This is a genomic window from Spongiactinospora sp. 9N601, from assembly GCF_044326295.1.
Taxonomy (GTDB): domain Bacteria; phylum Actinomycetota; class Actinomycetes; order Streptosporangiales; family Streptosporangiaceae; genus Spongiactinospora; species Spongiactinospora gelatinilytica.
On record NZ_JBIRBB010000007.1, the window covers coordinates 474,259 to 501,141 of the forward strand.

At 71.2% G+C, this 26,883-nt stretch carries 30 protein-coding genes; 19 read left to right on the plus strand and 11 right to left on the minus strand.

Features of this window, described 5'->3' with window-relative positions; genetic code table 11:
• Positions 1-57 precede the first annotated feature (57 nt).
• The 4 genes from ACH34R_RS19645 to ACH34R_RS19660 all read right to left on the minus strand — a co-directional run bounded on the left by ACH34R_RS19645 (position 58) and on the right by ACH34R_RS19660 (position 3,727).
• Positions 58-1,677: an MFS transporter gene (locus tag ACH34R_RS19645; protein ID WP_397562889.1), complete on the minus strand. Its 1,620-nt coding sequence runs from the start codon at positions 1,675-1,677 to the stop codon at positions 58-60.
• On the minus strand, positions 1,674-2,417 hold the full coding sequence (locus tag ACH34R_RS19650) for an SDR family NAD(P)-dependent oxidoreductase (RefSeq protein ID WP_397562890.1): 744 nt from the start codon (positions 2,415-2,417) through the stop codon (positions 1,674-1,676). The genes ACH34R_RS19645 and ACH34R_RS19650 overlap by 4 nt, the downstream gene beginning before the upstream one ends.
• A 68-nt stretch (positions 2,418-2,485) precedes the next feature.
• Positions 2,486-3,343, minus strand: coding sequence for a helix-turn-helix transcriptional regulator (locus ACH34R_RS19655; protein ID WP_397562891.1), 858 nt, complete (start codon positions 3,341-3,343; stop codon positions 2,486-2,488).
• A 42-nt stretch (positions 3,344-3,385) separates the two neighbouring features.
• Complete coding sequence (locus ACH34R_RS19660) at positions 3,386-3,727, minus strand: rhodanese-like domain-containing protein (protein WP_397562892.1); 342 nt, start codon at positions 3,725-3,727, stop codon at positions 3,386-3,388.
• Between the two features lie 96 nt (positions 3,728-3,823).
• Here ACH34R_RS19660 and ACH34R_RS19665 point away from each other — a divergent pair, with 96 nt between their 5' ends.
• The 5 genes from ACH34R_RS19665 to ACH34R_RS19685 all read left to right on the plus strand — a co-directional run bounded on the left by ACH34R_RS19665 (position 3,824) and on the right by ACH34R_RS19685 (position 6,745).
• Positions 3,824-4,399 carry a TetR/AcrR family transcriptional regulator gene (locus ACH34R_RS19665; RefSeq protein ID WP_397562893.1) on the plus strand — a complete coding sequence of 192 codons (576 nt, stop codon included), beginning with the start codon at positions 3,824-3,826 and terminating at the stop codon, positions 4,397-4,399.
• A 107-nt stretch (positions 4,400-4,506) separates the two neighbouring features.
• Positions 4,507-4,980, plus strand: a complete 474-nt coding sequence (locus ACH34R_RS19670) for an FtsX-like permease family protein (protein ID WP_397562894.1) — start codon at positions 4,507-4,509, stop codon at positions 4,978-4,980.
• Between the two features lie 153 nt (positions 4,981-5,133).
• Entirely contained in the window at positions 5,134-6,021 is an 888-nt protein-coding gene (locus ACH34R_RS19675) for a hypothetical protein (protein WP_397562895.1), read from the plus strand.
• Positions 6,018-6,203 carry a hypothetical protein gene (locus ACH34R_RS19680; protein WP_397562896.1) on the plus strand — a complete coding sequence of 62 codons (186 nt, stop codon included), beginning with the start codon at positions 6,018-6,020 and terminating at the stop codon, positions 6,201-6,203. The genes ACH34R_RS19675 and ACH34R_RS19680 overlap by 4 nt, the downstream gene beginning before the upstream one ends.
• 68 nt (positions 6,204-6,271) lie before the next feature.
• Positions 6,272-6,745 carry a nitroreductase/quinone reductase family protein gene (locus ACH34R_RS19685; protein WP_397562897.1) on the plus strand — a complete coding sequence of 158 codons (474 nt, stop codon included), beginning with the start codon at positions 6,272-6,274 and terminating at the stop codon, positions 6,743-6,745.
• A gap of 9 nt (positions 6,746-6,754) precedes the next feature.
• On the opposite strand, the gene ACH34R_RS19690 is transcribed toward ACH34R_RS19685, so the two are convergent.
• The 3 genes from ACH34R_RS19690 to ACH34R_RS19700 form a co-directional block, all read right to left on the minus strand.
• On the minus strand, positions 6,755-7,015 hold the full coding sequence (locus ACH34R_RS19690) for a hypothetical protein (protein WP_397562898.1): 261 nt from the start codon (positions 7,013-7,015) through the stop codon (positions 6,755-6,757).
• 78 nt (positions 7,016-7,093) lie between these two features.
• Complete coding sequence (locus ACH34R_RS19695) at positions 7,094-7,924, minus strand: maleylpyruvate isomerase family mycothiol-dependent enzyme (RefSeq protein ID WP_397562899.1); 831 nt, start codon at positions 7,922-7,924, stop codon at positions 7,094-7,096.
• 139 nt (positions 7,925-8,063) lie between these two features.
• A complete protein-coding gene (locus ACH34R_RS19700) occupies positions 8,064-9,068 on the minus strand; it encodes a hypothetical protein (RefSeq protein ID WP_397562900.1) in 1,005 nt (334 codons plus the stop codon).
• Between the two features lie 88 nt (positions 9,069-9,156).
• On the opposite strand from ACH34R_RS19700, the gene ACH34R_RS19705 reads away from it, so the two are divergent.
• Both ACH34R_RS19705 and ACH34R_RS19710 read left to right on the plus strand, forming a co-directional pair.
• Complete coding sequence (locus ACH34R_RS19705; protein WP_397562901.1) at positions 9,157-9,747, plus strand: TetR/AcrR family transcriptional regulator; 591 nt, start codon at positions 9,157-9,159, stop codon at positions 9,745-9,747.
• A 122-nt stretch (positions 9,748-9,869) separates the two neighbouring features.
• Complete coding sequence (locus tag ACH34R_RS19710; RefSeq protein WP_397562902.1) at positions 9,870-10,970, plus strand: winged helix DNA-binding domain-containing protein; 1,101 nt, start codon at positions 9,870-9,872, stop codon at positions 10,968-10,970.
• Here the strand turns inward: ACH34R_RS19710 and ACH34R_RS19715 are convergent.
• Positions 10,961-11,560 (minus strand): TetR/AcrR family transcriptional regulator, encoded by a 600-nt coding sequence (locus ACH34R_RS19715; RefSeq protein ID WP_397562903.1) that lies wholly within the window; start codon positions 11,558-11,560, stop codon positions 10,961-10,963. The genes ACH34R_RS19710 and ACH34R_RS19715 overlap by 10 nt on opposite strands.
• Positions 11,561-11,701: 141 nt before the next feature.
• Between ACH34R_RS19715 and ACH34R_RS19720 the strand changes: the two genes are divergently transcribed.
• Complete coding sequence (locus tag ACH34R_RS19720; protein WP_397562904.1) at positions 11,702-12,727, plus strand: hypothetical protein; 1,026 nt, start codon at positions 11,702-11,704, stop codon at positions 12,725-12,727.
• Positions 12,728-12,844: 117 nt separating this feature from the next.
• Positions 12,845-14,335 (plus strand): alpha/beta hydrolase, encoded by a 1,491-nt coding sequence (locus tag ACH34R_RS19725; protein ID WP_397562905.1) that lies wholly within the window; start codon positions 12,845-12,847, stop codon positions 14,333-14,335.
• A 48-nt stretch (positions 14,336-14,383) separates the two neighbouring features.
• Here ACH34R_RS19725 and ACH34R_RS19730 read toward each other — a convergent pair whose 3' ends face one another.
• Positions 14,384-15,124 carry a Clp protease N-terminal domain-containing protein gene (locus ACH34R_RS19730; RefSeq protein ID WP_397562906.1) on the minus strand — a complete coding sequence of 247 codons (741 nt, stop codon included), beginning with the start codon at positions 15,122-15,124 and terminating at the stop codon, positions 14,384-14,386.
• A 3-nt stretch (positions 15,125-15,127) separates the two neighbouring features.
• The gene (locus ACH34R_RS19735) at positions 15,128-16,450 is read right to left on the minus strand and encodes a hypothetical protein (protein ID WP_397562907.1); all 1,323 of its coding nucleotides are present in this window, start codon (positions 16,448-16,450) and stop codon (positions 15,128-15,130) included.
• A 263-nt stretch (positions 16,451-16,713) separates the two neighbouring features.
• On the opposite strand from ACH34R_RS19735, the gene ACH34R_RS19740 reads away from it, so the two are divergent.
• From ACH34R_RS19740 to ACH34R_RS19760, 5 genes are all read left to right on the plus strand, one after another.
• Positions 16,714-17,370, plus strand: coding sequence for a response regulator transcription factor (locus ACH34R_RS19740; RefSeq protein WP_111170811.1), 657 nt, complete (start codon positions 16,714-16,716; stop codon positions 17,368-17,370).
• Positions 17,367-18,536 (plus strand): sensor histidine kinase, encoded by a 1,170-nt coding sequence (locus ACH34R_RS19745; RefSeq protein ID WP_397562908.1) that lies wholly within the window; start codon positions 17,367-17,369, stop codon positions 18,534-18,536. The genes ACH34R_RS19740 and ACH34R_RS19745 overlap by 4 nt, the downstream gene beginning before the upstream one ends.
• 87 nt (positions 18,537-18,623) lie before the next feature.
• Positions 18,624-19,193 carry a TetR/AcrR family transcriptional regulator gene (locus ACH34R_RS19750; RefSeq protein WP_397562909.1) on the plus strand — a complete coding sequence of 190 codons (570 nt, stop codon included), beginning with the start codon at positions 18,624-18,626 and terminating at the stop codon, positions 19,191-19,193.
• Positions 19,194-19,361: 168 nt separating this feature from the next.
• Positions 19,362-20,579 carry a cytochrome P450 gene (locus ACH34R_RS19755; protein WP_397562910.1) on the plus strand — a complete coding sequence of 406 codons (1,218 nt, stop codon included), beginning with the start codon at positions 19,362-19,364 and terminating at the stop codon, positions 20,577-20,579.
• 31 nt (positions 20,580-20,610) lie between these two features.
• The gene (locus ACH34R_RS19760; RefSeq protein ID WP_397562911.1) at positions 20,611-21,822 is read left to right on the plus strand and encodes a cytochrome P450; all 1,212 of its coding nucleotides are present in this window, start codon (positions 20,611-20,613) and stop codon (positions 21,820-21,822) included.
• Here the strand turns inward: ACH34R_RS19760 and ACH34R_RS19765 are convergent.
• Positions 21,812-22,651, minus strand: a complete 840-nt coding sequence (locus tag ACH34R_RS19765) for a helix-turn-helix domain-containing protein (RefSeq protein ID WP_397562912.1) — start codon at positions 22,649-22,651, stop codon at positions 21,812-21,814. The genes ACH34R_RS19760 and ACH34R_RS19765 overlap by 11 nt on opposite strands.
• A gap of 108 nt (positions 22,652-22,759) precedes the next feature.
• On the opposite strand from ACH34R_RS19765, the gene ACH34R_RS19770 reads away from it, so the two are divergent.
• From ACH34R_RS19770 to ACH34R_RS19790, 5 genes are all read left to right on the plus strand, one after another.
• On the plus strand, positions 22,760-23,194 hold the full coding sequence (locus ACH34R_RS19770) for a PPOX class F420-dependent oxidoreductase (RefSeq protein WP_397562913.1): 435 nt from the start codon (positions 22,760-22,762) through the stop codon (positions 23,192-23,194).
• Positions 23,195-23,199: 5 nt separating this feature from the next.
• Entirely contained in the window at positions 23,200-24,195 is a 996-nt protein-coding gene (locus tag ACH34R_RS19775) for an aldo/keto reductase (protein ID WP_397562927.1), read from the plus strand.
• A 132-nt stretch (positions 24,196-24,327) separates the two neighbouring features.
• Complete coding sequence (locus tag ACH34R_RS19780) at positions 24,328-24,525, plus strand: DUF5708 family protein (RefSeq protein WP_397562914.1); 198 nt, start codon at positions 24,328-24,330, stop codon at positions 24,523-24,525.
• Between the two features lie 107 nt (positions 24,526-24,632).
• Positions 24,633-25,109, plus strand: a complete 477-nt coding sequence (locus tag ACH34R_RS19785) for a helix-turn-helix domain-containing protein (RefSeq protein ID WP_397562915.1) — start codon at positions 24,633-24,635, stop codon at positions 25,107-25,109.
• Positions 25,110-25,500: 391 nt separating this feature from the next.
• Positions 25,501-26,829, plus strand: coding sequence for an IS256 family transposase (locus ACH34R_RS19790; RefSeq protein ID WP_397562928.1), 1,329 nt, complete (start codon positions 25,501-25,503; stop codon positions 26,827-26,829).
• Positions 26,830-26,883: the final 54 nt, after the last annotated feature.

The following is a 26,883-nucleotide window of genomic DNA, read 5'->3' on the forward strand; positions in this document are numbered from 1 at the left end:
GCGGGCGCGTGGCCCTGACCGCTACCGGGGGGGCGGGCCGCGTACCGCGCGGGGGATTCACGCGCTCAGGCTCGGTCCATGCGGTCCATGCGGTTCATGCGGTTCATGCGGTTCATGCGGTTCAGCCTCGGTGCTTCGGCAGTTCGCGCGAGAGCGAGAGGTAGACGTGATCGGCTCCCGTTCCCTTGCCGAATCGGGGTGCGGGGCCGGGGTGCGCTGGGCGAGCAGGACCCAGATCGTGATCGAGAGCAGGGCGCAGATGGCGGCGCAGGCCCACAGGACGAGTTGCCATGCCCCCGTGATGCCGTGGGCGACCGCGGTGAGGAAGGCCGGCTGTTCCTGTTGCGGGAGCCAGGAGAGGGGGGTGGTGATGTCGCCCGCGTTGACGCTGTTGGCCACGGCTTTGGGGGATGGGGTGGACGGCAGGCGTACGCGGGTGAGGTTGACCAGGGCTGCGCCGGTCGCCGCGATGGCCACGGCCTCGCTGCCCAGGCGCAGGGTGTTGAGGAAGCCGGCGGCCGTGCCGGCCTCGGTGGGGGCGATGGTGGTCAGGACCGCGCCGTCGACCAGGCCGAAGTTCAGGCCGAGGCCGATGCCGAGGGTGATCAGGGGGCCTGCCAGGGCGGCGGCGTCCATGCCTGGTGCGAGGGTGACCGCGAGCCAGACGAGGCCGGCGGTGAGGCAGGCGAGGCTGAGGGCGAAGACCGTTCGGGCGGACACGCCCCGGCCGACCAGGCGGCCGGCCACGATCGGCGCGACCAGGATCGGGACGGTCATGAGCAGCATCGTCGCGCCCGCCGCGCGGCTGTCGAGGCCGTTGGCGACGATCAGGTAGTTGGGGAACAACGGCAGCAGTACGACGAAGGAGAACGACACCACCACCGGAATCAGGCACAGGCCCATGAAACGCCCGTTACGCAGGAGTGCCAGGTCCAGCATCGGATGCCGCCGACGCCGCTCCACCAGGACGAACGCCGCCAGCAGTACCGCGGCCCCGGCGAACAGCCCCAGCACACCGGGGCTGCCCCAGCCCCACTGCGGCCCCTCGACCGTGGCGAGCATCAGCAGCAGCAACCCGCCCACGAACGTACCGGTGCCCGGCCGGTCGACTCCGGCCGCCGCCCGGCCCCGCGACTCCCGCATGGCCGGGACGGCGGCCAGTACCGGCACCATCAGCAGTGCGTGCGCGCCGAAGAACCACCACCAGCCCAGCGAGTCGGCCAGCGTGCCCGCCGCCATCGCGCCCAGCGCCAGGCCCGCGCCGGTGACGATGCCCAGCGCCGCGAAGACCCGGTCCCTGGCCTTGCCGTCGAATGTCGTGGAGAGCACCGCGCTCCCGCTGGTGAGCAACGCCGCCGCCCCCGCTCCGGCCACTCCGCGGGCGAGATCGAGCAGCAGGATGTGGGTCGTCACCGCGCTCACCAGGGACGCCACCGCGAACGTCGCCGCCCCCGCGGCGAACACCCGCCGCCGTCCGTAGAGATCGCCCAGCGACCCGCACGCGAGCATGAAGCACGCGAACGTCAGATTGTAGGCGTGCACCACCCACTGGAGCGCGTCCAGCGGCGCCTGGACATCCCGGCCGATGTGCGCCAGCGCCACCCCCGACCCCGTCACCGAGGTCGGCAGGGTCAGCAGCGTCAGCAGTACGGCGGCCAGGGTGAGGGCGCGCCTCACGCCGGGATCGAGCCGAGCAGGCCGCCGTCGACGACCAGGTCCTGCCCGGTGATGTAGGCGGCGTCGTCGGAGGCCAGGAAGGCCACGGCGGCGGCGACGTCGTCGGGGTGCCCGAGGCTGCCCAGCGGCACCTGCCCGGCCTCGGCCCCCGGCTCGTCGACCGAGGCGCGGTACATCTCGGTGTCGATGTAGCCGGGGCTGACGGAGTTGACGCGGATGCCGCGCGGCGCGAGGTCCGCGCCCAGCGTACGCGCGAGGTTGTGGACGGCGGCCTTGCTGGCCGAGTAGGCCGAGGCGATCGGCAGGCCGCGGTGCAGGGTCCAGCTCGCGTTGAGCACGATCGCGCCGCCGTCGCGCATCAGTGGCAGCGCCTTCTGGACGGTGAAGAAGACACCTTTGAGGTTGACCTGAATGGTGTGGTCGAAGTCGGCCTCGGTGATCTCGGCGCTGGGCTTGAAGATCCCGACGCCGGCGTTGGCGATGACCGCGTCCAGGTGGCCGCGCCAGGTCTCGATCCTGCGCGTCAGCGCGCCGAGGTCCGGCAGGGACGCGACGTCGGCGGGCACCGTCAGCAGCCGTTCGCCGGCGGCCAGGCGGGCGGCGGCCTTGTCCAGGCGTTCCCGGTCGCGTCCGCTGATGACGACGTACGCGCCCTCGTCCAGCAGCCGGCGGGCCACGGCCAGGCCGATGCCGCTGCCGCCCCCGGTGACCAGGGCGGTTCTGTTGGTGAAGCGTTCCATGCCGACGATCCTGGGACTGGCGGCGGCGAACTCGTGAGAGCCGGCTGAGCCTGGGTCTGCCACCACCCTCAGCCGTTGATGGGCTCCGGCAGGCCCAGCAGCGCGGCCAGGCGCGCGCCGGTGTCGTACTCCGCCTTCGGCGTGTAGAGCATCAGCCGGTGGCCGGGCAGATCGATCAGCGGCAGGGTCGTGTAGGAGAAGACCAGTTCGCCCGCTTCGGGGTGGTGTACCGCCTTGGTGCCCTCGGCGGCACTGCCGATCGGGTGCTCGGCCCACAGTTGGGCGAACGCGGGGCTCACCTCGCACAGCTCCGCCGCGATCCGCCCGAATTCCGGGTCGTCCGGATAGCGGGCCGCGTCCGCCCGAAACTGCCCGACGATCGCCCGTGCCGCGTCCTGCCAGTGGCACACCGCCTGCTGGACCCGCGCGTTCATGAAATGGGCCACCAGGCAACTGTGACAATCGTCGCCGTAACCGAAGACGGCCGCGGCGGCGGCGTTCACCGCGACCAGGTTCCAGTGCCGGTCCAGGACGTAGGCCGGGCGCGGCGACCAGCCCTCGACCACGCGGCGCACGCCGTCGGGGACGGCTCGGTCGGCGGGCCCGCCCTTCGGCGGGTTGAGCCCGGCCAGGAGGTAGAGGTGCTCCCGCTCGGCGTCGTCCAGCCGCAGTACGCGGGCGATGGCGTCCAGGACGTCCGCCGACACGTTGATCTCGCGCCCCTGCTCAAGCCAGGTGTACCAGGACACCCCGACCCCGGCCAGCACCGCGACCTCCTCCCGCCGCAGCCCGGGGGCGCGCCGCCCGCCGCCCGCGGGCATGCCGACGTCCTGTGGGGTCAGGCGGGCCCGCCGCGACCGCAGGAACTCGCGGATCTCGGCGGTACGCCGCCGCCGGGCTTCTGGCGAGAGCCGGGAGATGTCCACGCCCACATCCTAGGAATGTGTGGGTGCGCGGACGGGCCTGGGTCAGCGGCCGGAGGGTACGCCGGATTCGATGGGGAGCCCGGCTCCCACCCAGTCCTGGATGCCCTCGCGGTACTTGCGGACGTTGGTGTAGCCCTGGCCGATCAGTTTCCGGGCGACCGCCTCGCTGTTGGCGCAGGCGGGGTTGGAGCAGTAGGTCACGATCGCCGCGTCCTTGCCGGGGAGCAGGTCGGCGGCCCGCTCGGCCACCTCGCTCTCGACCAGGGGGATCGCGCCGGGCAGGTGCTGCTGGGCGTAGTAGTCGCCGCCGAGGGCGTCCACGACGACGACGGTCCCGGCGTCGATGGCGGCCTTGAGGTCGTCGCGGGTGATGAGTTCGGTCATTGCGGCCTCCGAGCTAAATGGACTACAGTCCGTTTTGTGGATGACCCGAAAGTTAGCGGACTGCGGTCCACTTCGTCAAGCGAGCCCCTGGAGATCTTGCGGAGCAGGCCGCCCAAGGAGCGGGCCGACGCCGTGCGCAACCGCGAGAAGGTGCTGGCCGCGGCGGCGAAGCTGTTCCAGGAGAAAGGCGTCGAGAACGTCTCGATGGACGCGGTGGCCGCCGCGGCGGGTGTCGGGAAGGGCACCGTCTTCCGCCGGTTCGGCGACCGGTCGGGCCTGGCCGTGGCGCTGCTCGACGAACGCGAGCGGGAACTTCAGGAACGCATCCTCTCCGGCCCGCCGCCCCTCGGCCCGGGAGCGCCTGCCGCCGACCGCCTGGCCGCTTTCGCGGACGCGTACCTGAGTTATCTGTTCGGCCACCTCGACCTGGTGCGGGTGTCGGAAACGGCAGGACAGGGCGCGAGGTACCGAATCGGTGCCTACCGCTTCTGGCACCGCCACATCGCGATCCTGCTCGGCGAGGCCCGCCCGGCCTGCGACGGCGAAGCGCTGGCCCATACCCTGCTCGCCCCGCTCGCCGCCGACCACGTAACCGCCCTGCGCGAAGAACTCGGCGATGACCGCATACGGCAGGCGATCCGCGAAGCCGCGCTCGCCGTGGCGAACGCCTGAAAGCCGCCGGTGCGATGGTGGAAAGGCACCACGAGGCTAAGAGGGGGCCGCCTCCTCGAATCCGGCAGGGTCGGCGCCCCCTCCGGCGGTTCGCTCCACCAGGGCGCGTGGTCGAAATATCCACCCTGGAGATCATCGTGGTGGGCGTGGCGCTCGGCGGCGCGTACCTGCTGCGTGCCCGCGGCCTGACCTCCTCGGTGCCGGAGCGCGGGGCCGACCCGTTCCTGATCTTCGTACCGGTCGCGCTCACCGGCGCAGACCGTGGCACCGCGCTGTCCTGCCTGCGCACGCTGGGCCTGTCGGAACGGCAGGCGAGGGGGCTCACGGTGCTGGAGATCGCGCCGATGATCGTGCTCACTGCGGCGGCGGGGCTGCTGCTCGGCCTGGTACTGCCTGCGGTCCTCGGCCCGGGGATCGACCTCAGCGCGTACGCCGGCGACGCGGACGTCTCCGGCTATCCGATCGACCTTCGGGCGTCCGCCCTGCTCGCTGCGGGGGTCGCGGCGGTGGCGGGCGCGTACGCTCACGCGGCGGTCGCCCGCCGCCGTTCCCTCGGCGCGGCCCTGCGGATCGGCGACTGAGGGTTCAGCCTGATCATCTGACAGTACGTCGGCCCAGGGCAGTTCTCCCCGGCGACCGAGCAGGTCACCGCGGCCACCCGGCCGAAATTGTCGGTGCCGGCCTTTACGATTACTGCCCGTAAGCAAGACCCTACGGCGAAAGGCGGAGAGATCATGGCGACGCTGCTGCGCACCCTCAGAGACGCCGTCAGCACGGATTACGGCAGCTTCCATCTCATCGACCTGTACGGCGGCGTGGCGGAGGGCGCGTCCATGACCGACGGCATCCTCGACATCGAAGCCGGCCTGCTGAGAGTCGAGACCATCGTCTCGCACGGGACGGCCGATGTCCGCCTGGAAAGCTGGGGCGCCGCACCACCGCCGGCCCCTGACCCGTGGGTGCCGGCGGGCGAGGGCGGCTATCTCAGCGGCGACGGCATCGTGAGCGTAGCCGACCACGAGGGTGGGACGTCGCTCGACGCGCTCGTGCTGGGCCCCCGCCATTTCCTGTACGGCGTGCGCGCCTACCATGTGCCGCCGGCCAGGAGCCGCGACAGCGAATTCTGGGAAGACCCACAGCAGGCACACGTGCTGTTACGTTTCTGGCCGCTCCGCGACGCCTTCGACCCGGCCGTCCACGCGCTCCCGCAGGGGGTCCACGCCAGCGAGGCGACACCACACCCATCCGGTTACGTCCCTTCGATGGACTGGCCCGTGCTGCGTGAGCGTATGGCCCCGCCACCCGAGGACGAGCCCGAGCCGGACGTGACGAACGACTCCTATCCCTGGCGCACCCTCGCCGAGCACCGCGCCCGCACCCACATCCGGCACGACCTCGATCCCGAGGGCGCGCCGGTGTTCACCGTGGGCAGGGGTGATCTGACCACCTTCGGCCGGCCGGAGCCCGGCACGTCACACCGGGTCACCGCTCCGGCCACGTCGATCGTGACCGTTCTGGCCGTGGACGGCGACCTGCTCACCGTCCGGCACGCGACCACCGCCGAGTCGGCCCGCGTCCTGGCCACGGAGCGGGCCTGGGCGGGCGTACTGGCGCGACCATGAGCGGCTGGGTTCCAGCGGGTGTTGACGCGGGGCCCACCGCGGTGGAGTGCGTGATCTCGGGGGGCGACGACTTCGTGCTCCACGTCGGCGTCCAGGATCTCGACAGCCTGCACCTGTTCCCAACACCGCACCGGCCCGCCGCACCGACCCCTCCTGAAGACCCGGTGGCGACCGTGTGGTGAAGTGGGATGAACAGGCGGAACCACCAGGTCGTTGATCCGGCGGTGGCCGGGGGATGCGCAGGTGTGCGATGAGCGTTGGCACCCGGATTTCCGGGCGCTGGCATCGGTGGTTGTACCGGGGCGGACGGCCGAACCGCGTCGCGCGGATCATGAATCGGGCCGGGGCCATCGGCAACGCGACCGGGCTGGCCAGGCACTGGGTGACCCTGGAGGTCAGGGGGCGGCGCACCGGCCGGCTGGTGTCCTTTCCGCTGGTGGCCGCCGACTATCAGGGGCAGTGGTACCTGGTGTCGATGCTGGGCGAGGACGCCAACTGGGTGCGTAACGTACGCGCCGCCGGTGGGCGGGCGGTGTTGCGGCACGGCCGCCGGCGACAGGTGGTGCTCCAGGAGGTCGAGCCCGCGCTGCGCCCGCCCATCATCCGCCGCTACCTGCGCCTCGCGCCGGGCGCACGCCCGCACATCCCGGTGAACCGGTACGCCCCGCTGGACGACTTCGAGCGGATCGCCGACCGCGTCCCGGTCTTCCGCATCCTCCGGTAGAACCCGGGGTCAGCGGGCTCCCCAGGGACGATGCGCGCAGCCCGCCTCGCGGCACCCCTCCGGGGGATGGAACTTGTAGATGTAGGTGCCGAAGTCCGCCTCGAACATGTGCAGCGTGTCGAACTCGACCTCGGTGTGCTCCATGTTCGCCCAGCGTCCCTCTTTCCTCGTGTCGACGCTGACGATCACCCATGGCCAGTGGTTCTGGCTCCAGACGCGATCGCCGACGCCGACGGAGTGGCCGTCTCGGGTACGGAACCGGTGTGCCATGGATCACCCCTCGGGAAGTGGCGGGCACGGAATGTGACCGTACCGCTACCCGGCTCTGGTCCGCCAGGCCCCCGCCGGTCATGCGACGATCGCGAGCAATGTCGTCATCGCCGCGATGAGTTCAGGGTCACCGCTCAGCGTCGCGCGGGTGCGGGCGTCCTCGACGGTGATGCCCCTGGTGGCCAGCCGCCAGAAGGCGTCCTGGTCCATCGAGACGCGCGCGGCCGGCTCCTCGCCGGAGGCCGCCATCCGCCAGCGGCCCTCGCGCCTGACCGCGGTCCACCGCCCACCGGCAGGTCCGGTCACCTCCAGGCGGGCCTGCGTGCCCTCGGGCCGGTCGAGGCCGCGCAGGGTGTACGGCAGGGCGCGGGCGAAGATGTCCGTCACCGGGGCCATGAGGTCGGGCTCGGTGGCCCCGGGGAGCCCGGCCGCGTCGCGTATCTGCTGCTGGTGGACCCAGAACTCGGTGTACTCGCGGCCGATGTCCAGCCAGGTGGGGCTGGTGAGGTCCGTGGCGGCCCAGGAGACGTTCAGGTCGGCGGGCGCGTACAGGTCGCGTGCCGCCCACATGGCGTCGAGCTGCGTCCCGAGGTGTTCCAGCAGGTCGATCAGTACGTACGGGCTGAGCTGGCGGGTCGCCTGGACGAACTCCTCGTTGGTGCGCGCCAGATAGGCCGGAAGCGTCTCGTCGTCGGCGAAGACCGCGCCGCCGTACCCGTCGCGGCTGCCCGACAGGCGGCGCAGGTAGTCGTTGGCGACGTGTCCGGCAATGTCGTGTACGTCCCAGCCTGGGCAGACCGTCGGCTTGGCCCAGTCCGCCGGGCTCAGCGCGCGGAGCAGGCCGACCATGGCCTGCCGTTCGCGCGGGAACAGCGGACGGACGTCGATGGCGGCACCGAAAATCGACACGGCCACGACACTATCGAGCCCAGTGCGTCCGGGTGCCGCCGCCATGAGGCATGGGCGGCCGGAATCGGCCCGCGAGCCACCTCCGGTGCGGGCTCGCCGCCGATCCGGCCCTGCCCGGCGACCTGGTCTGCCCGCTGTGTCAGGTGGTGATGGGGATGGTGCCGATTTCGGTCATTCGCTTGGTCGCGAGCGCCGGGTCGATCAGCGCCTCAGGGGTGTGGATGCCCGGGGCGGCCGGTGGTTCCCCCCGCAGGCCGAGGAGGCGTTCCACGCCGAGGGCGATGCCGAGGGCGGTCAGGGGGCGCTGGCCGTCGGGGTGGACGAGGTGGCGGGACGTCCTGAGCGGCGTGCCGGAAGCCCCCGTGCCCTCGATGTCGATCCGGAACTCGATCGAGGCCGGTTCGCCGCGTCGCCTGCTCGCGGTCTCGCCGGCCGCGAGGTCGAAGTGGACGTCGGGCGCGCCCGTCGCGAGGGCGACGCTCGGCACGTCGGGGATGGCGACCCGCTGGCCGGGCAGTACGACGCCGTCGGCGCAGGCCACCCCGACCTCCGCCGCAGCGCCGGGGACCCAGATGAAGACGCCGTCGCGGCGGATCAGCCCGGCCGTGGAGATCGCCATCAGGCGCTCCATGTCCTCGATGGCGGCGGGCCCGCCGGCGTCCTGTTCGTCCAGTACCGCCGCCATCCGGACGGTGTCCACCCGGTCGAACTCCCGGGCCGCGTCCAGCGCCGCCAGCACGATGAGACCGGCCAGGCAGTGGCTGGCCAGGAGGATCGGCGCGGCGGTCGCCCGCTGGGCGCCCGCGATGACCTCCGGCGCCAGGTCCATCAGGCCGCTGGAGATGCTGAGGTACGGCAGGCCGTGGTCCTGCGCGTACCGAAGCCCGTTGAGCCGGGAGTCCCGCAGCGCCGCGACCACCGCCGAATGGCTCCGCCCGCCCGGCAGGCCGAGGTCGCCGCGCCGCAGGTCGATGGTCACGGCGTCGGCCGCGCCCAGTTCGTCGGCGACCCGCCGCGCGCGGGCGAGGTCACGACCGGCGATGGTCAGCGGCAGCTCCGGGTACCACCGCCGCAGCAGGGCGGCGGTGTCCGCGCCCGCCTGACCCGAACCACCCAGGATCAGTACCGATTTCAACTGCTCCACCTGTGCTTCCTTCCACTCCATAACCCTAAGCTACATTTTGTAGCCTACACTTTGTAGCTTAAGCTGGGGTCCAGACGCAAGGAGGACCATGGCGACACCATCGACCCGCCTGTCCAAGCAGGCGAGACGGGAGCAGTTGCTCGACGCCGCCACGGCGTTCGTGCGCGCCCACGGCCCCGACGGCCTGACCCTGCCCTCTCTCGCGGAGGCCGCCAAGGTGAGCAGGCCGATCGTCTACGACCACTTCGGCACCCGCCACGGCCTGCTGCTCGCGCTCTACCTGCGCCTGGACGAACAGCACCGGGCCGCGCTGACCGAGGCGCTGAAAGACGCCGCGCCCACCCCGCACGAGGTCGCCCGCGTCATCAGCGGGGCCTACTTCGCGTGCGTCACCGCCATGCCGGAGCTGAACGCCGTCGCCGCCGCGCTGCGCGGCATTCCGGAGCTGGACGCGATGCAGCACGAAGTGCTGGACAGGTACATCGACCTGATGGCCGGAGCGCTCGTCCCCTACTCGGCGGTCACCGGCGAGGCGCTGCGGCTGCGCTGCATCGGCGTGCTGGGCGCGGCCGACGCCATCGCCGCCGAGCTGACCCGGGGGCGGGTGAGCGCCGACGACGCGGTGGCCGCGCTGGCCGACCTCCTGCTGAGCGGCCTGGACACCGGCAGCGGCCGTTGACGAGACAAGCGGTTAGCGGACAAGCGGCCGGTAGCGGGACAAGCGGCCACACCCTGTCCGCTACTCCTGCGAGAGTGGCCAGAGCAGGCCCCCGAAGCCGAAAGGAACGGACCCCCGCGCCGATGACCGTTCTCAGCACGCGGGCGCTCAACCGCGCCACGCTCGCCCGCCAGCTCCTGCTCGACCGCGCTCACCTGCCCGTCCTGGACGCCGTCGCGCACCTCGGCGGCCTCCAGGCCCAGGAACCGCAGGAACCGTTTGTCGGCCTCTGGTCACGGCTGCGCGCGTTCGACCCGGCGGCGCTGTCGGACCTGCTGCTCGGCCGCAAGGTCGTACGCGCGCACCTGATGCGCCGTACCGTCCACCTCGTCACCGCCGCCGACATCCTGGCCTGGCGGGCCCGTCACGACGGGATGCTGCGGCAACGCGTCCTCGGGACCTACCGCAGCGAACTCGCCGGAGTCGACCTGGCCGAACTCGCCGCCGCGGGCCTCGCGGTCATGGCCGACGGCGAGCCGCGTTCGATGCCCGAAGTCGCGCGGGCGCTCGCCGCCCGCTGGCCGCGGCCGGGGCCGCGCGCGCTCGGCGAAATGCTGATCGCCGCCCTCCTCCCGACAGCGCAGTTGCCGCCGCGCGGCCTGTGGCGTACCAAGGCGGGGGTGCGCAACGCCCTGCTCGCGTCCTGGCTCGGGCGCGAGATCGACCCGCCGGCCTCGGACGGCTCCGATCCGGTGGGCAAGGCGCTGGTGCGGCGCTATCTGGCCGCGTTCGGCCCGGCCGCCACGGCCGACGTACGGGCCTGGTCGGGCCTTGCCGGACTGCCCGCGGCGGTCGCCGCGATGCGCGATGAGCTGGTCACCTTCCGGGACGAGCGCGGCCGGGTACTGCTGGACCTCCCCGACGCCCCGCGCCCCGACCCCGGCACGCCCGCCCCGGTACGCTTCCTGCCCGCCTTCGACAACGCGATCCTCGGCTACCACGACCGCGGCCGGATCATCGACGACGCCCACCGCGGCCTGTCCGTCGCGGGCGTCCGCGTCGTCCTGGTGGACGGCCGGGTCGCCGCCACCTGGACGGTCAAGGACGAAACCGTCACCGTCACCCCGCTTCGCGACCTCGCCCGGGCCGACCGCGACGCCGTCGCCGAACAGGGGCGGGCGCTGGCGTCGTTCCTCTCCGACGGGGACGGCGAGCGGGTCCGGGTCACCGCGCCTCAGGGCTGACCGCGCCGCCGTACCAGCGGAAGGTAGACCTCGTCCACGATCTCGACGAGGACGTCGTCGGGGGCGGCGGGGACGCCGCGCATGACGAACTCGTTGCGCAGCAGCACGATGGCCACGGTGGCGACCCGCGGGTGCAGGGCCTCGGGGGAGACCTCGCCGCGCGCGACCGCGCGCCCCAGGACGGTGAGCCAGGGGGCCGCCGCGGCCTCCCCGGACTGTTCCTGCAACCGGGCCAGGACCTCCGCCGCGCCGCCGGCCGCGGCGAGCAGGTCGCGCAGGATCGCGCCGAGCGGCGAACTCCAGTGGCGGTTGGCCCCGCGCAGCAGCTCAAGGGCGTCGCCGCGCAGGCTGCCGGTGTCGGGCGGCGGGACCGCCGAGGTCAGCCGCCGGTAGGCGGCGACGCCGAGCGCGAGGCGGTTGGGCCAGCGGCGGTAGATGGCGTTCTTGTTGGTACCGGCGCGGACGGCGACCTTGTCCATGGTCAGCCCGGCGTATCCGGATTCGGTGAGTTCGTCCACCGCGGCGCTCAGGATCGCCTCCTCCAGGGCGGCCCCGCGCCGCCGTGTCCGCCCGCCGCCCGGCTGTGTCATCGGACCCTTGACCTCCTGGCCATCGGTACGCCATCGGTGTACGCCATCGGTACGCCTCGTACCGGGCCAATTGTGGTTGCCCGCCACGTCCATCGGCAACTAAGGTACGAGCCGTACCGTATTTTCAAAGAAAGGGCGGATATGCGCGCGAAAGGCATCAGCTACGACACCGGCTTCGTCCGCGACGGAGTGATCTCCCGCAAGGAGTTCGACCCCGACGTGGTCAGGCGCGAACTGGCCATCATCCGCGACGACCTGCACTGCACCGCCGTCCGCGTGATGGGCGGCGATCCGGAACGCATCGAGATCGCCGCCACGCACGCGGCCGACCTGGGTCTTGAGGTCTGGTTCTCGCCCTATCCGCTGGAACAGACCGCCGCCGAGATGCTGTCGCTGTTCGCCGACTGCGCCGTGCGCGCGGAGCGGGTCAGGCGGCGCGGGGCCGAGGTCGTGTTCGTCACCGGCGCCGAACTCAGCCTGATGGCCAAGGACCTGCTGCCCGGCGACGACACCGCCGAGCGGGTGCGGCTGCTGCGCCAGGCCGATGACCTGCCCGCACTGCTCGGCGCGGCCGGCGCGCGCATCAACGACCTCCTCGGCCGGGCCGTGGCGCTGGTACGCGAGCGCTTCGGCGGCAAGGTCACCTACGCCTCGGTGCCGCTTGAACGCGTGGACTGGACACCGTTCGACATCATGTCCGTGGACCTCTACCGGTCGGCGGAGATCGCGGACGGGTTCGCCGAAGGCGTCCGCACCCTTGCCGGGCAGGGCAGGCCGGTGGCGATCACGGAGTTCGGGTCGGCGGGCTACAAGGGGGCGGGCGAGCGCGGCGCGAACGGCCTGGAGATCGTCGAGTACGACGCGGAGACCGGCGTGCCGGTCCGGCTGAACGGCGAATACGTCCGCGACGAGGCAGGTCAGGCCGCGTACCTGCGGGAGTCGCTGGAGGTCTTCGAGGGCGCGGGAATCGACGGCGCCTTCGTGTTCACCTTCGCGCTGGCCGACCACCCGCACCGGCCCGGCGGCGATCCGCGTGCGGACCTGGACCTGGCCTCCTACGGCATCGTCAAGGTCTACGAGGACCGTCACGGAGTCACCTACCCCGACATGCCGTGGGAGCCCAAGGCGGCCTTCACCGCGGTCGCCGATCATTACCGCGACCACTGAGAATCGCGCCCGCCGCATTTCTCGTCATTGTGACCAGCGGGCCGTGGTAACTGGAATCAGGCTGATCGACAATCTGGGCGTCCAGGTAATGGACGTGCGCCGGTGATTGGAGATCGCATGCGTAAGACCGGGCCATTACTCGCCGCGGCCCTGGCCGTCCTCGTCGGCCTGACCGCCTTCACCCCCGCGCAGGCGGCCGAACCGCGCGCGACCACGATCGAGTGGGCCGCGTGCGCGTGGCCCCGGGAGAAGTACGAGTGCGGCACGCTCACCGTGCCCGTGGACTGGAAGGACCCGGCCGGGCCGACCGTCGATCTGTTCCTGTCCCGGCAGCGGGCCGCCGACCCGGCGGCCCGGATCGGTTCGCTGCTGGTCAACCCGGGTGGGCCCGGTCTGTCCGGGGCGACGTTCGCCACCTTCGACTTCTTCAGCCCGGAGGTCCGCCGCCGGTTCGACATCGTGGGCTTCGACGTCCGCGGCACGGCCGACAGCAACCGGGTGCTGTGCTCGGCCGATCTCATCGCGCAGTATCCGGACACGTTCATTGAGAACCAGGCCGAACTCGACCACTGGCGCGATTTCAGCAGCCGGGCGCGCGCCGACTGCAAATCCCGGACCGGGCCGGTGTTCGAGCATCTGGACAGCGTTTCCGTGGCCCATGACATGGACGCGCTCAGGGCGGCCCTCGGCGAGGAGAAGGTGACCTATTACGGGATCTCCTACGGCACGGTGATCGGCCAGGCGTACGCCGAGCAATTCCCGCACCGCATCCGGGCCATGGCCCTGGACAGCGTCGTGGACCACAGCGCCGACGGCGAACGCTATTTCCGGGACACGGCCGCACACGTCCAGGACGTTTTCGACGCCTTCGTGAAGTGGTGTGCGGGCGAGACCCGGTGCGCGCTGCACGGCAAGGACGTGCGCGCGATCTGGGCGCGGCTGAAGGACCGCGCCGAACGCGGCGAGCTGGGCGGTATGTCCAAGGCCCAGGTGCTCCGGATCATCTTCAACGGTTCGTACGCGCCCGCGTGGTACTCCGCCGCCGAGCAGATCGCCCGCCTCGACGCGAGCGCTCCACCGGCACCGCTGCGGGCCCCAGGTGACATCCACTTCCCCTGGCAGCTCTTCTGCGCGGACTTCGACATGCGGATCCGCGACTATCACGAGTACGCCTGGCAACTGCGCCGCGCCAAGGCCGTCGCCCCGGACATGGAGTTCAATCCGTCCACGTTGACGATCAATTCGTGGTGCCTGAGCGAGCCGCGCCCGATCCCGTACCCGCAGCACCGCCTGCGCGTACGCGGCGCGCCGCCGATCCTGCTCGTCAACTCCCGGCACGATCCGATCACCGGCCGCGCCTGGGCGGTCAGCGTCGCCCGCCAGCTCGGCAGGGCGGCCCGGCTGCTCACGTACGAGGGCGTGGGACACGGCGTCTACGACCGCAGCGACTGCACGATCAGCACGATCGACCGGTACCTGATCGCGCTCAAGCCGCCCGCCTACCGGGCGAGCTGCCCGGCCGTACCGCTGGAGCCGTCCACACAGGTCCGCGCGCCACAGGACTTCCTCCTGCAAGATCTCACCGACCGGCCGACCCCGCGCCACTGATCGGCCGGGCCAGGGGGCCTCGGCCCGCACAGGCCGAGGCCCGCCTGTTCAGGTGGTCTCCCCCGGGCGCAGGACGCGATCGATCTCCCGCCTGATCAGCTCCTCGGCGGGCTCCTTGGTCACGCCGAGGCCGGTCAGCGCCCGTACCGCCGGGAGGTCGTCCAGGGACAGTACGCCGAGCAGGATGTGCTCGGTACCGACGAAGTCGTGCCCGAGCCGCAGCGACTCACGGGTCGCCAGGTCGAGCGCCTTCTTGCTCTCCCCCGCGAACGGCACCGCCCGCGCGGCGTCCCCGCCCGCCTCCCCGGGCCCGAGGGCGGCCGTCACGGCCTCACGTACCGCGCCGGCCGGGGCCCCCAGCGCCTCCATCGTCGTGGCGGCCAGGGCCCCGGGATCGCGCAGCAGCGCCAGCACCAGGTGCCCCACCTCGATCCGCCCGTGCCCGCCCGCCCACGCCTCCTCCTGAGCCCGTACCACAACGGCCCGCGCCCGGTCGGTGTACCGGCTGTAGGTCTGCACATCCTCCGCCAGGGTGGGGGAGCCCCCGGCCCTGGGCACGAACCGCTTCTGCACGGCCTGCTTGCTGACCCCCATGCTGTGCCCGATGTCCGTCCAGGAGGCCCCCGACCTCCTGGCCTGGTCCACGAAGTGCCCGATGAGATGATCGGCCACTTCCCCGATGTGCTCCGCCAGAGTCACCGCATCGGTCAACTCCCCGAGTGGATCCCCCTCCGGATGCCTGCCCTTGATCGCATTGATCAGATCATCGAGCCGAACACTTCTCTCCATACGTCAACCATAAGTTGACGATCTCGCATCGTCAACCCTCAGTTGACGCTTGTGGAAGGCCAGGGCGGCGGCGATGCAGGCGAGGGGGATGGCGGGGAGGACGTAGCGGTGGTCGAAGTCGAGGGCGGCGATGGGGCCTACCAGGAGGAACATGGACAGGGTCCAGGGGAGCAGGGCCGGGCGGCGGCGGCCGAGGGCGCCGATGAAGCCGGTCAGCAGGATGACGCCGAAGAGGGGGCCGTGCAGGACCCAGGGATAGGGGTAGGCCGCCAGGATCGTGCCGAAGGGCTCGACCGAGCGCAGGCCCTCGATGTCGGAGTCGTACTCCCGGCGGACCTTGCCGATGAGGACGTGTTCCTCGGGCAGTGTCCAGGCCCCCTGGGGGAACGTGTTGGCCATGCTGACCCGTTTGGGGTGGTTCACCGGCTGCCAGGTGAAGGCCAGTGAGGTGTCCTTGACGATCTCGCGCAGGTAGTCCAGCGGTTGCGCGGCGATCGCCTTCAGGGCGAACGACCTGGCCAGTTCGTTGTGCGCGAACCGGTTGCCGGGCAGGCGGTTGAGCGCGGAGCCGGGCAGCCAGACGTATTCCGAGGCGGCGTCGGTGACCGAGCCGTTCGGGCACATGACGGCCTCGCGGGCGGGCGGGCGGATCACCGAGCAGTCGGCGAAGGTCATGGTACGGGCCCACAGGGCGATGCCGTCCGAGCCGCTGAGCGCGAAGCGGCCGTGGTGCTGGGCGTACCAGCCCGCGTACCCGGCCAGCGGCAGCACCGCCGCGACCAGCAGGGCCGCCGTCCTGCGCCAGGGCACGCGGCGCAGTACCAGCCACAGCACGGCCAGGCCGATCAGCGGCACCGCCGCGGTGCGGGTCAGCCCGGCCAGCGCGAACAGCAGCCCCGCCAAGGCGGCGGCCCGGGTGGAGACCTCGCGCCGCCACATCAGCGCCAGCAGGCCCGTCACGACCAGGAAGATCACTTGCAGGTCGGACAGCACGGCGTGCTCCAGCCGCAGGAACGACGGGTCGAACAGCACCGGCACCGCGGCCAGCGACGCGCCCCAGCCCGGCAGTGACCAGCGGCGCAGCAGCAGGTAGGTCATCACCCCGATGCCCAGCCCCATCGCGTGCTGCACGCCCGCGATGACCTCCACGCTGTGGAAGGGCCGCAGCAGCCACAGGAACCATGAGTACCCCGCCGGGTGAAAGGCCCCTTGCGGGCGCATATGGACGGCGGTGTCCAGGTAGCTGAACGAGTCGTACCAGTAGAGCTGCGCCGTGTTGTACCCCAGCATCACCAGTACGCGTAGCGCGACGGCCGCCGCGAGCACGCAGATGAAGATCCGGTGCCTAGACAGCCCGGATCGCCAAGATCGCCAAGATCGTGCACGAGTGGCCGTTTCGGTCGGTCGCGGCCGTGCCAGGACGGCTGCCATGTCACTCTCCCCCATTGTCCCGGCCGGGCGGATCCCGGGCCTTGGGGGCCGTAGTCCATCGTGCGCCGGATAACCTGAACGTCACTCAGAACGGTTATGCCCGCGTTATCCGAGCGGCGCGAAACTGGCGATATTTCAAATCCTTCCAGGGGGTGGCGGTGCGGGTTCTGGTCGCAGAGGACGAGCGGATGCTCGCCGATTCGATCGCCGAGGGCCTGCGCGGCGAGGCGCTGGCCGTGGACGTCGCCTACGACGGCGACGCGGCCCTGGAGCGCCTCGGTGTTCACGACTACGACGTCCTGATCCTGGACAGGGACCTGCCCGGCGTCCACGGCGACGACGTGTGCCGCGCGGTGGTCGAGCGGGGCTGGCTGGTCAGGGTGCTGATGCTGACCGCGGCGGGCGACGTGCGCTCGCGGGTGACCGGGCTGTCGCTTGGGGCCGACGACTACCTGCCCAAGCCGTTCGCGTTCGAGGAACTGCTGGCCCGGGTACACGCGCTGGGCCGCCGGGCCAGGCCCGCCGACCCGCCGATGCTGGAGCGCGCCGGGGTGCGCCTGGACTGGGCGCACCGCCAGGTCTTCCGCGACGGGCGGTACGTGCCGCTGGCCCGCAAGGAGTTCGGGGTGCTGGCCGAACTGCTGCGCGCCCAGGGCGCGGTGGTCTCCGCGGAGCACCTGCTGGAGAAGGTCTGGGACGAGCACGTCGATCCGTTCACCAACACCGTGCGCACCACGATGATGAAGCTCCGCAAGAAGCTCGGCGGGCCCCAGATCATCGAGACCGTGCCGGGATCGGGGTACCGCATCCCATGAGCATGCGCATGCGGTTCTCGCTGGCCTGCGCGGGGGTGTTCCTGCTGCTCTCCTCGCTGGTGCTGGTCGTGGCCTACTTCGTGGTGCGCACGAGCCTTGAGTACCGCGCCTCCGTCCTCACCCCCGACCGCATCGAGACCGTCCGTCCCGGCGGGGCCGTCATGAACGCGGATCGATACTCCGACGAGTACGAGTTCGCCCGCGATTTCGGGATGAAGGTGCGCGCCACCTACCAGCGGAGCACCCTGGACGACGTACGGCTGGGCGGCGCGATCGCCGTGGTCGCCGGGACGGGCGCGGCCTTCGGGGTCGGCTGGCGTACGGCGGGCATGGTGCTGCGCCCGCTCAGGAAGGTGACCGAGACCGCGCGCCGGGTGGCGCAGAGCCACGACCTGACCGAACGCATCGGGTACGACGGCCCGCGAGACGAGGTCAAGGAACTGACCGGCATCTACGACACGATGCTGGACCGGCTGGCGCGCTCGTTCGACGGCCAGCGCAAGTTCGTCGCGAACGCCTCGCACGAACTCCGCACGCCGCTCACCATCAACCGGACCCTCGTGGACGTGGCCGTCCGCCGGCCGGACGCGACCGATGACGTCAAACGGCTCGGCGAATCCCTGCTGCTGGTCAACGCCAGGCACGAGCGGCTGATCGACGGGTTGCTGGCGCTGGCCGAGGGGGAGCAGGCGGTGCTGGACCGCCGGCCGTTCGACCTGGCCGACGTGGCCGAGCACGTACTCGACCAGGCCGCCAAGGAGGCGTCGGAGCAGCAGGTGCGGCTGCACCGGTTGCTCGATCCGGCGCCGACCCTGGGGGAGGCGGTGCTGGTCGAGCGGCTGGTGCAGAACCTCGTGGAGAACGCGATCAGGCACAACCACGCCGACGGCGAGGTGTGGGTGACGACGCGGCGGCGGGCCGAGCGGGTGGAACTGGTGGTCGCCAACTCGGGGCTCCAGGTACCGCCGTACGAGATCGAGACGATCTTCCAGCCGTTCCGCCGGCTGCACGGCGACCGGCTGCGCTCGGAGCGGGGCAGCGGGCTGGGGTTGTCGATCGTACGGGTGATCGCCGACGCGCACGGCGGGTCGGTGGCGGCCAGTCCGAGGGAGGAGGGCGGCCTGACGATCAGCGTCGAACTCCCGGCCGACCAGGGCACCACCTGATTCCGCGCTTTCCACGGCGAAACCCCAGGTGGTGCTCAACGGGATTCGCTTGACGCAGTGCCGATAGTGACTGTTTACTATCGTTACGTGGAGGCGAAACGGCGCCCGCGGGTGGGGGCACAGCAGCGGCGTGCAGAGGTCATCGAGGCCGCTCTTCAGGAGTTCGCCCACAAGGGCCTGCACGGTGGCTCGACGATCACCATCGCCCGCCAGGCCGATCTGTCGCACCCCAACCTCTTCCGGCTCTTCTCCACCAAGAAAGAGCTGTTCCTGACCGTGCTGGCGCGGGTGTTCGAGATCATCGACCGGGAGATGGTGCGGCGGGGCGAGGCCGCCGGGTCGGACCCGCGACCGGCCATGTCGGACGCCTGGGGCGAGCTGATGGAGCGCCGCGAGCTGATGCTCATGCTGTTGCAGGGGTACGCGGCGAGCGACGATCCCGAGATCCGCGACCTGATGCACCACTCGACCCAGGCGGTCTTCGAGCGGGTCGAGGCGATGCCGGAGATGAACGCGGACACCGCGCACTGGTTCATCGCGGAGGGCGCCCTCTACATGATGGCCTCGGCGATGGATCTCCCGGCGCGCGCGGCCGAGGACCCGTGGGCGGACCGCTTCCTCGCCTCCGGCGGCCGGCCGGATGTGACCGGTCACTAGCCTGCGCACGCTGACACGTGACCGTGCGCGTGGTCGCGGGATAGCATATAGTTACCTATCGTAACGTTCCGTGATCGATTAGTTGGCAACGATCAGGACGGTCCTGTCCCTCTGTCCCCTGTGCGCTGTCCCGTCCCAGTCCGCTCTGACGACCCCTAGGAGAGAGGGATGTCGCAGACCACCGCCATCACGTTCCCCCTTGCCGCCCTGGCCGACCCCTACCCCTTTTACCGCGAGCTGCGCCAGGCCGGCCGTCTGCACCACGTGGTCATCCCGTACGGCCGCGCCGCCCTGTTCGTCACCGGGCACGCCGACGCCTGCACCGTGCTCAACGATCCCGGCTTCAGCAAGGCCCACAAACAGTCCGAGAAACGGGCCGGTGGCGGCGACGGCGAGAGCGCCTTCGCCGACAACATGGTGGGCACCGACCCACCGGAGCACACCCGGCTGCGGCGGCTCGCGCAGGCCGCGTTCACCCGCCGCAAGATGGAAAACCTGCGCTCCCGCATCGCCTTCCACACAGGCAACCTGCTCGACGCCATGGAGCGCGCCGGCCGGGCCGACATCATGGCCGACCTCGCGCTCCCGCTGTCCACGCGGATGATCTCCGACCTGCTCGGGCTGTCCCCCGCCGACGACGGCATCCTGCACGACCACGCCGCGGCCCTGCGCCTCGACCACGCCGTCATGCTGGAAGAGCGGCCCGACCCGGCCGCGATGGTCGCCAGGTTCCGGCGCGAGCAGACCGTCCTCGGCGACTACTCCCGCCGGGTCATCGCCGAGAAGCGGGAGACCTCGGGCGACGACCTCGTCCACGACCTGATCGCGGCCCGCGACGGCGACAACCGGCTGTCGGAGCGCGAGCTGGTGGCCACCGTGATGCTGCTCATCACGGCCGGCTACATCACCAGCGCCAACGTCATCGCCAACGGCATGCACGCACTGCTGGCCAACCCCGGCCAGCTCGACCTGCTCAGGCGGCGGCCCGACCTGATCCAGTCGGCGGTGGAGGAGTTCCTGCGCTACGAGGGTTCGATCTCGGTCGTCGAAGGCCACGCGGCCACCGACATCGACCTGGGCGGCGAGGTCATCCCCGCCGGTTCGCTGATCTTCCTGCCGATCCACTCCGTCAACCGCGACCCAGCGGTCTTCCACGATCCCGACCGGTTCGACATCACCCGCTTCCCCAACCCGCACCTGGCGTTCAGCAGAGGCGTCCACTACTGCCTGGGCGCGCATCTGGCCCGGATGGAGGCCGAGGTGTCGGTGCTCGCACTGATCGAGCGCTTCCCCGGCCTCGCGCTCGACCACGACAGGCCCGCGGAGCTGTGGATGCACCACTTCTTCATCCGCACCCTCAAGACCCTGCCCGTACGGCTCGGCTAGCCCGTCCCCCCGTTCCGACAGGAGCCGGTACATGCCGCAAAGCCCGCAAGTCCACAGGTTCCCCTTCCAGGTCGCCAACAAGTTCGAGCCGCCCGACATGCTCGCCGACATGCGGGCCGCCGATCCGGTGGTGCGCATCGTCCTGCCGTTCGGGCTGGAGGCGTGGCTGGTGACCCGCCACGCCGACGTCCGCGCGGTGGCCGCCGACCCGAGGTTCAGCAAGCAGGCCGCCACCACGGGGGGCCGCAGCCCCATCCCGATGGTCAGCGGCTCCAAGGCGCTGTTCTGGATGGACCCCCCCGAGCACACCCGGGTACGCAAGATCGTGTCGGCCGCCTTCACCGCCCGCCGCATCGAGGCGCTGCGCCCCCGGGTCGAAGGGCTGGCCGCCGATCTCGTCGACCGGATGATCGCCAAGGGTCCGCCCGCCGACCTGATCACCGAGGTCGCGCTCCCCCTGCCGCTCGCGGTCATCTGCGAACTGCTCGGCGTGCCGGGCGAGGAGCGGGAGCGGTTCCAGGAGTGGGCCGACCAGATGCTGTTCACCGGGGCCGCCGCGCCGGGGCAGGTCGAGCAGATCCGGGCGGCGCGCGAGGCGCTGGACGCCTACCTGAGCGACCTCATCGGCCGCAAGAAGGCCGCGCCGACGCCCGCCGACGACATGCTGACCATGCTGCTGCGGGCGCACGACGAGGGCGCCCGCCTCACCGAGGAGGAGATGCGGGCCTTCAGCGTGGTCCTGCTCGTGGCCGGTTACCACACCACCACCGGGAGCCTCACCCACGCGATCTACCACCTGCTGCACGACCCGGCCCGGTACCGGCTGCTGCACGACCAGCCCGAGTTGATCCCCGGCGCGGTGGAAGAACTCCTCCGCTACAGCCAGATCGGCAGCGGCATCGTGACCATGCGGGTCGCCACCGAAGACGTCGAGATCGGCGGGGCCGAGATCAAGGCGGGGGAGGCGGTGCTGCTCTCGATCAGCTCGGCCAACCGCGACGGGTCGGTGTTCCCCGACGCCGACACCCTCGACCTCGGCCGCGCCGACAACCCGCATCTCACGTTCGGCCACGGCATCCACTTCTGCCTCGGCGCCCAGCTCGGCCGGCTGGAGCTCGGCGCGGCCCTGTCCGCCCTGGTGACCCGCCTGCCCAAGGTACGCCTGGCGATCCCCGACACCGAGCTGAGCTGGCCCCCCGGCCAGATGATCGCCCGCCCGGTCACCTTCCCGCTCACCTGGTGACCTCCACGGGCAGGGCCGAGGTGAGCAGGTCGAGCGCGGCGGCGGTGGCGTCGTCGGCAGGGAGATAGACGAGGAGGTAACGCTCGTCCGGGCCGGGCAGCTCCAGGCTCTCGTACGCGAGCACCAGCTCACCGGCCTCCGGATGCGCCCAGCGCTCCACCCCGGTGCGGGCGGGCAGCGCGCCCGCCTGGAAACGGTCGCTGAACCGGTTGCCCGCGGTGATGGCCAGTTCGTCGGCCAGCCGCGCTGCGTCGTGGTCGCCGAGCGCGGCGGCGGCCCGCAGCGCGGCGGCCCGCTCGGCGGCGACGTGCTCCCAGTCCGGGAAGACCGTCATCGCCCGGGCGTCGGTGAACACGAACCTCGCCAGGTTGACCGGCCACGCGTCGAGCAGGCCGGTGGGGGCGGCGAGCCGGGCGTACCCCTCGGTGTTCGCGAGCAGGTCGCCGAGCTGGTTGACCACCATGGCGGGGGTCGGTTCGAGGCGGTCGAGCAGCGCCCTGACCGTCGGACGCACGCCGCCGGCCGGCCGCTCACCACCCTGGCAGGTCGCCCCGGAGACGGTTTTGACCAGGCGGTGCAGGTGGACGCGCTCGTCGGTGGAAAGGCGCAGCGCGTCGGCGAGCGCGCCCAGGATCTCTGTGGACGGCCGGCGGTCGCGGCCCTGCTCAAGGCGGGTGAGGTACTCCACGCTCACCCCGGCGAGCGTGGCCAGCTCGGCCCGGCGCAGGCCGGGGGTACGGCGGCGTGGGCCGTCCGGCAGGCCGACATCGGCGGGGGTGACGGACTCGCGCCTGGACCGCAGGAAAGCGCCCAGCTCATTGCCCTCCATGGCGCCGAGTCTATGGCCGCATTGGCTGGTGCGGGCCAGGGTGGCCCTGGGAGGGCCATCCTTGTGCCGGTCTCCCTCGGCGGTGCGTCGTCCGGCAGGCTCGGCCGCATGAGCACTTTCACCGAACGAGAGGTCGCCTACCTGGCCGGTCAGCCGCTGGGCCGGCTGGCCACGGTCGGCCGGGACGGCAGGCCGTCGGTCCGGCCGGTCGGTGTCATCTACGACCCGGAGGCCGGGGCCCTGGTGATCGGCGGGGCGGCCGGCACCGGGATGGCGGGCAGCAAGAAGTTCCGGGACATCGCGGAACGTCCCGACGTGTCGTTCGTGATCGACGACCTGGCCACCACCGACCCGTGGGCGCCGCGCGGCATCGAGGTCCGCGGGCGCGCGGAGGCCCGCACCGAGGGCGGCGAGGAACTCGGGCGGCGGCTCTGCGCGCCGTTCCCGTTCGAGCCCGCGTGGATACTGATCCGGCCGCGCCGGATTCTGGCCTGGGGCATCGACACCGGGTCCTTCCGGCTGACCGCGCGTGACGTGGCGTGAGCGGGATGCGGTACCGGTTGCTCGGTCGTACCGGGCTGCGGGTGTCGGAGCTGTTCTTCGGCGCGATGACGTTCCATGAGGCCGGGGACATGGCCGCGTACCGGGCCATGCTCGATGTGTACGCCGGGGCCGGGGGCAACGTGATCGACACGGCCTCGGCGTACGGCGAGAGCGAGACGATCCTCGGCGAACTGCTCGACGGCCGGCGGGACCGGTTCGTCCTCGCCACCAAGTACTCGATCTCCCGTGACCAGGACGATCCGAACGCCGGGGGCAACCACCGCAAGAACCTCGTCCTGACGCTGGAGCGCAGCCTGCGCCGGCTGCGGACCGACTACATCGACCTGTACTGGGTGCATCTGTGGGACCGGCACACGCCGCTCGAAGAGACGATGCGTGCGCTCGACGACGTGGTACGCGCCGGGAAGGTGCTGTACGTCGGCATCTCGGACGCTCCGGCGTGGGTGGTCAGCCGGGCCGACACGCTGGCCGAATGGCGCGGCTGGACGCCGTTCGCCGGGCTCCAGGTGCCCTACAACCTTCTCAAGCGGGACATCGAGCGGGAACTGCTGCCGATGGCGGAGGCGCTGCGGCTGACCGTGGCGGCCTGGGCTCCGCTGGCCCGTGGGGTGCTGTCGGGCAAGTTCACCGCGCCGGGCGGGGGCGCGCGGGGGGACACACGGGTCGATCCGGGCTCGCTGACCGCTCGGGACCACGCGGTCGCGCACGCCGTGCGGCAGGCCGCGGCCGACCTGGGCACCACGCCCGCCAGGGTGGCACTGGCCTGGATCCGCGCCCGTTCCCCGGTGATCCACCCGATCATCGGCGTGCGCGACGTCGCCCAGCTCACCGACGACCTCGGTGCGACCGAGATCGAACTGCCGGGGGAGATCGTGGATCGGCTGGCCGCGGCGGCCGGGTTCGAGGCGGGGTTTCCGGCGGACTTCCTGGCCGAGTGCGAGGCCGACCCATGGGTGTTCGGCAATGGGCGGCTGAGCTGACGGCGGCTTGGTGGGCAGCAGCGTAAATCCAAATATGTAGCCCGATTTCGTCAATCCGCAGGACACTGCCTGCGGAAACCGTCACTAGCGTGGGGAGTCGTGCAGCGCACATCATCAGGAAGGAAGTCCCGCATGGCCTCCCCGCGGAAGACGTTGATCACCGGCCTGGCCACGATCGCCATGGGGGCCGCGCTCTGGCGGTTCGGGCTCGGCTTCGAGATCGTCGTCTTCACACCGTCCAAGATCGGCATTGTGCTGATGGTGATCGGCGGGGTGGAGACCCTGTACGGGCTCTACAAAATGACGACCGCGGCCCGCCGTACCGAGTGACGGTCAAGGCCGGAAGGTGCGCCTGCGGCGAAATCCCCTGCTCGACAGCGCGGATCAGGGCTACAAATGAAACCATGGCTCAACCGCGCGGAGAGAGGGATCCGGCCGTGACTGTGCACTTCTTCCCACCTCACGACCCCCAGCCGAACCGGGCGGAGTCCCGCCATGACACGGGGGAGGACTCACCGGCCGAAAGCGGTTCGGTCGCGGAGCTGGGCCTGGGCCTGGGCCGGCGCTGGCCGAAGGAGCCGCTCCGCTCCCTGCTCGGTAAGGCCCTGCGCCGCTTCCGCCTCGACCAGCGCCGCACCCTGGCCGACGTGGCCGTCGCCGCCAGCATCTCCGTCCCGTACCTCTCGGAGGTGGAGCGCGGTCGCAAGGAGGTCTCGTCCGAGATCCTGGCCGCCATCTGCGACGCCCTCGGCATCGAACTCGCCGACCTGCTCACGGCCGTCGTCACCGACCTCACCATCGGCCGCCCCGCCTGGCACATCAGCCCCCCGATGCCCGACCTCGGCCACCCGTCCTCCCCCTCCGCCATCTCCCCACCGGGCCCCGGCACCATCGTCTCCCTCCGCGCCGCCTGACAACGCGCCGCCCACTACGGAAACGGCGCCGAGCCCGGCACCTCCGTACACAGGCCGCGGCCCATACCACCGGCCCCACATCACCGCTGCCCTGCCCCCCCTCCCGCCCCCATGGCATGGGGGTGAACGTCGCGGAGCCCGATCCCGACTACCCGCCCCGCCGCCGGGGGTATCACTCTAGGTGTGGAAATGATCGCCGAACGTAGATGGAATCGTAGAACGATCATTGACCATCTCGGGGGAGAACACGATCATGACCATGACACGAGGGAGATCCACCCTGGCCGCGGTGGAACCACACCACCACGATGACGGCCAGGCACTGCTAGAGGCGGCCGCTCACCAAGACGGACGGCACCACCCATCCGACACCGCCCAGCAGCCGGTACCACTGCGGGAACTGCTCGGCGATCAGGTACTGGACCTGCTGCTGGAACGCTCACGCGACGGTGCGGGCGGACTACGCCTGACCGGCGAGGGATCGATGCTCGGAGAACTGATCAAAGCGGTGCTGGAACGCGCGCTGGAAGCCGAACTGTCCTCCCATCTGGGCTACGGCAAGCACGAGGTCGCCGGCCACGGCAGCGGCAACTCCCGTAACGGCAGGATCGGCAAGACGGTGCAGACCGGGGTCGGGCCGGTCCGGCTGGCCGTGCCCCGGGACCGGGCCGGGACGTTCGAGCCGGTGCTGGTGCCCAAACGGGCCGGGCGGATCTCCGGCGGCCTGGACGACATGATCATCAGCCTGTACGCGCACGGCATGAGCGTCCGCGACATCCAGCACCACCTGCGCCAGATCTATGAGGTCGAACTGTCGCACGAGGCGATCTCCAACATCACCGACGCCGTGCTGGAGGAGGTCCGCGCCTGGCAGGCCCGCCCGCTGGAGGCCGTCTATCCGGTGGTGTTCCTGGACGCCATCGTGGTCAAGGTCAGAGACAACCACGTCGTGCAGTCCAAACCCGCCTACCTGGCCGTGGGCATCGACACCGAGGGCGCCAAGCACGTGCTGGGGATCTGGCCGGCCAAGACCCCGGCCGAGACCGCGACCGCCGGGGAGTCGGCCCGCTTTTGGAGCGCGGTGATGACCGACCTGCGCAACCGTGGGGTGCGGGACATCCTCATCGCCTGCACCGACGGCCTGAACGGCTTCGAAGACGCCGTCCACGTCGCGTTTCCGCACACCACCGTGCAGACCTGCGTGGTGCATCTGATCCGCAACGCGCTGCGGCCGGTGGCCCGCCGCGACCGCGCCGCGGTGGCGGCCGAACTCCGCAAGATCTACACCGCGCCTGACGCCGAAGCCGCCTTCGACGCTCTGGCGGACTTCACCGCCTCCGATTGGGGCAGGCGCTATCCGCAGGCGGGCCGCGTGTTCGAGGCGGCCTGGGACCGGTTCACGCCGTTCTTCGCCTTCACTCCCGGAGTGCGTCGGCTGCTCTACACCACCAACGGCATCGAGTCGCTGAACTACCAGTTGCGCAAGGTCACCAAGGCCCGGGGACACTTCCCCGGCGATGACGCGGTGGTCAAGCTCTTGTGGCTGGCCATCATCAACATCGAGGACAAACGCGCCCGCGAACGCGCCGCCTGCAAGGACAAGACCGGCAAGACCAAGTCCTCGCCCGGCAGCGCGCGCCTGATCGAGGGACAGCGCACCATCGGCTGGCGTGAGGCGCTCACCGAACTCGACATCGCTTATCCAGGACGGATCAGGTAAAGGCGGCTCTCTGGCTACCGGAAGCGATCTTTACACACTTGAAGTGACAACCTC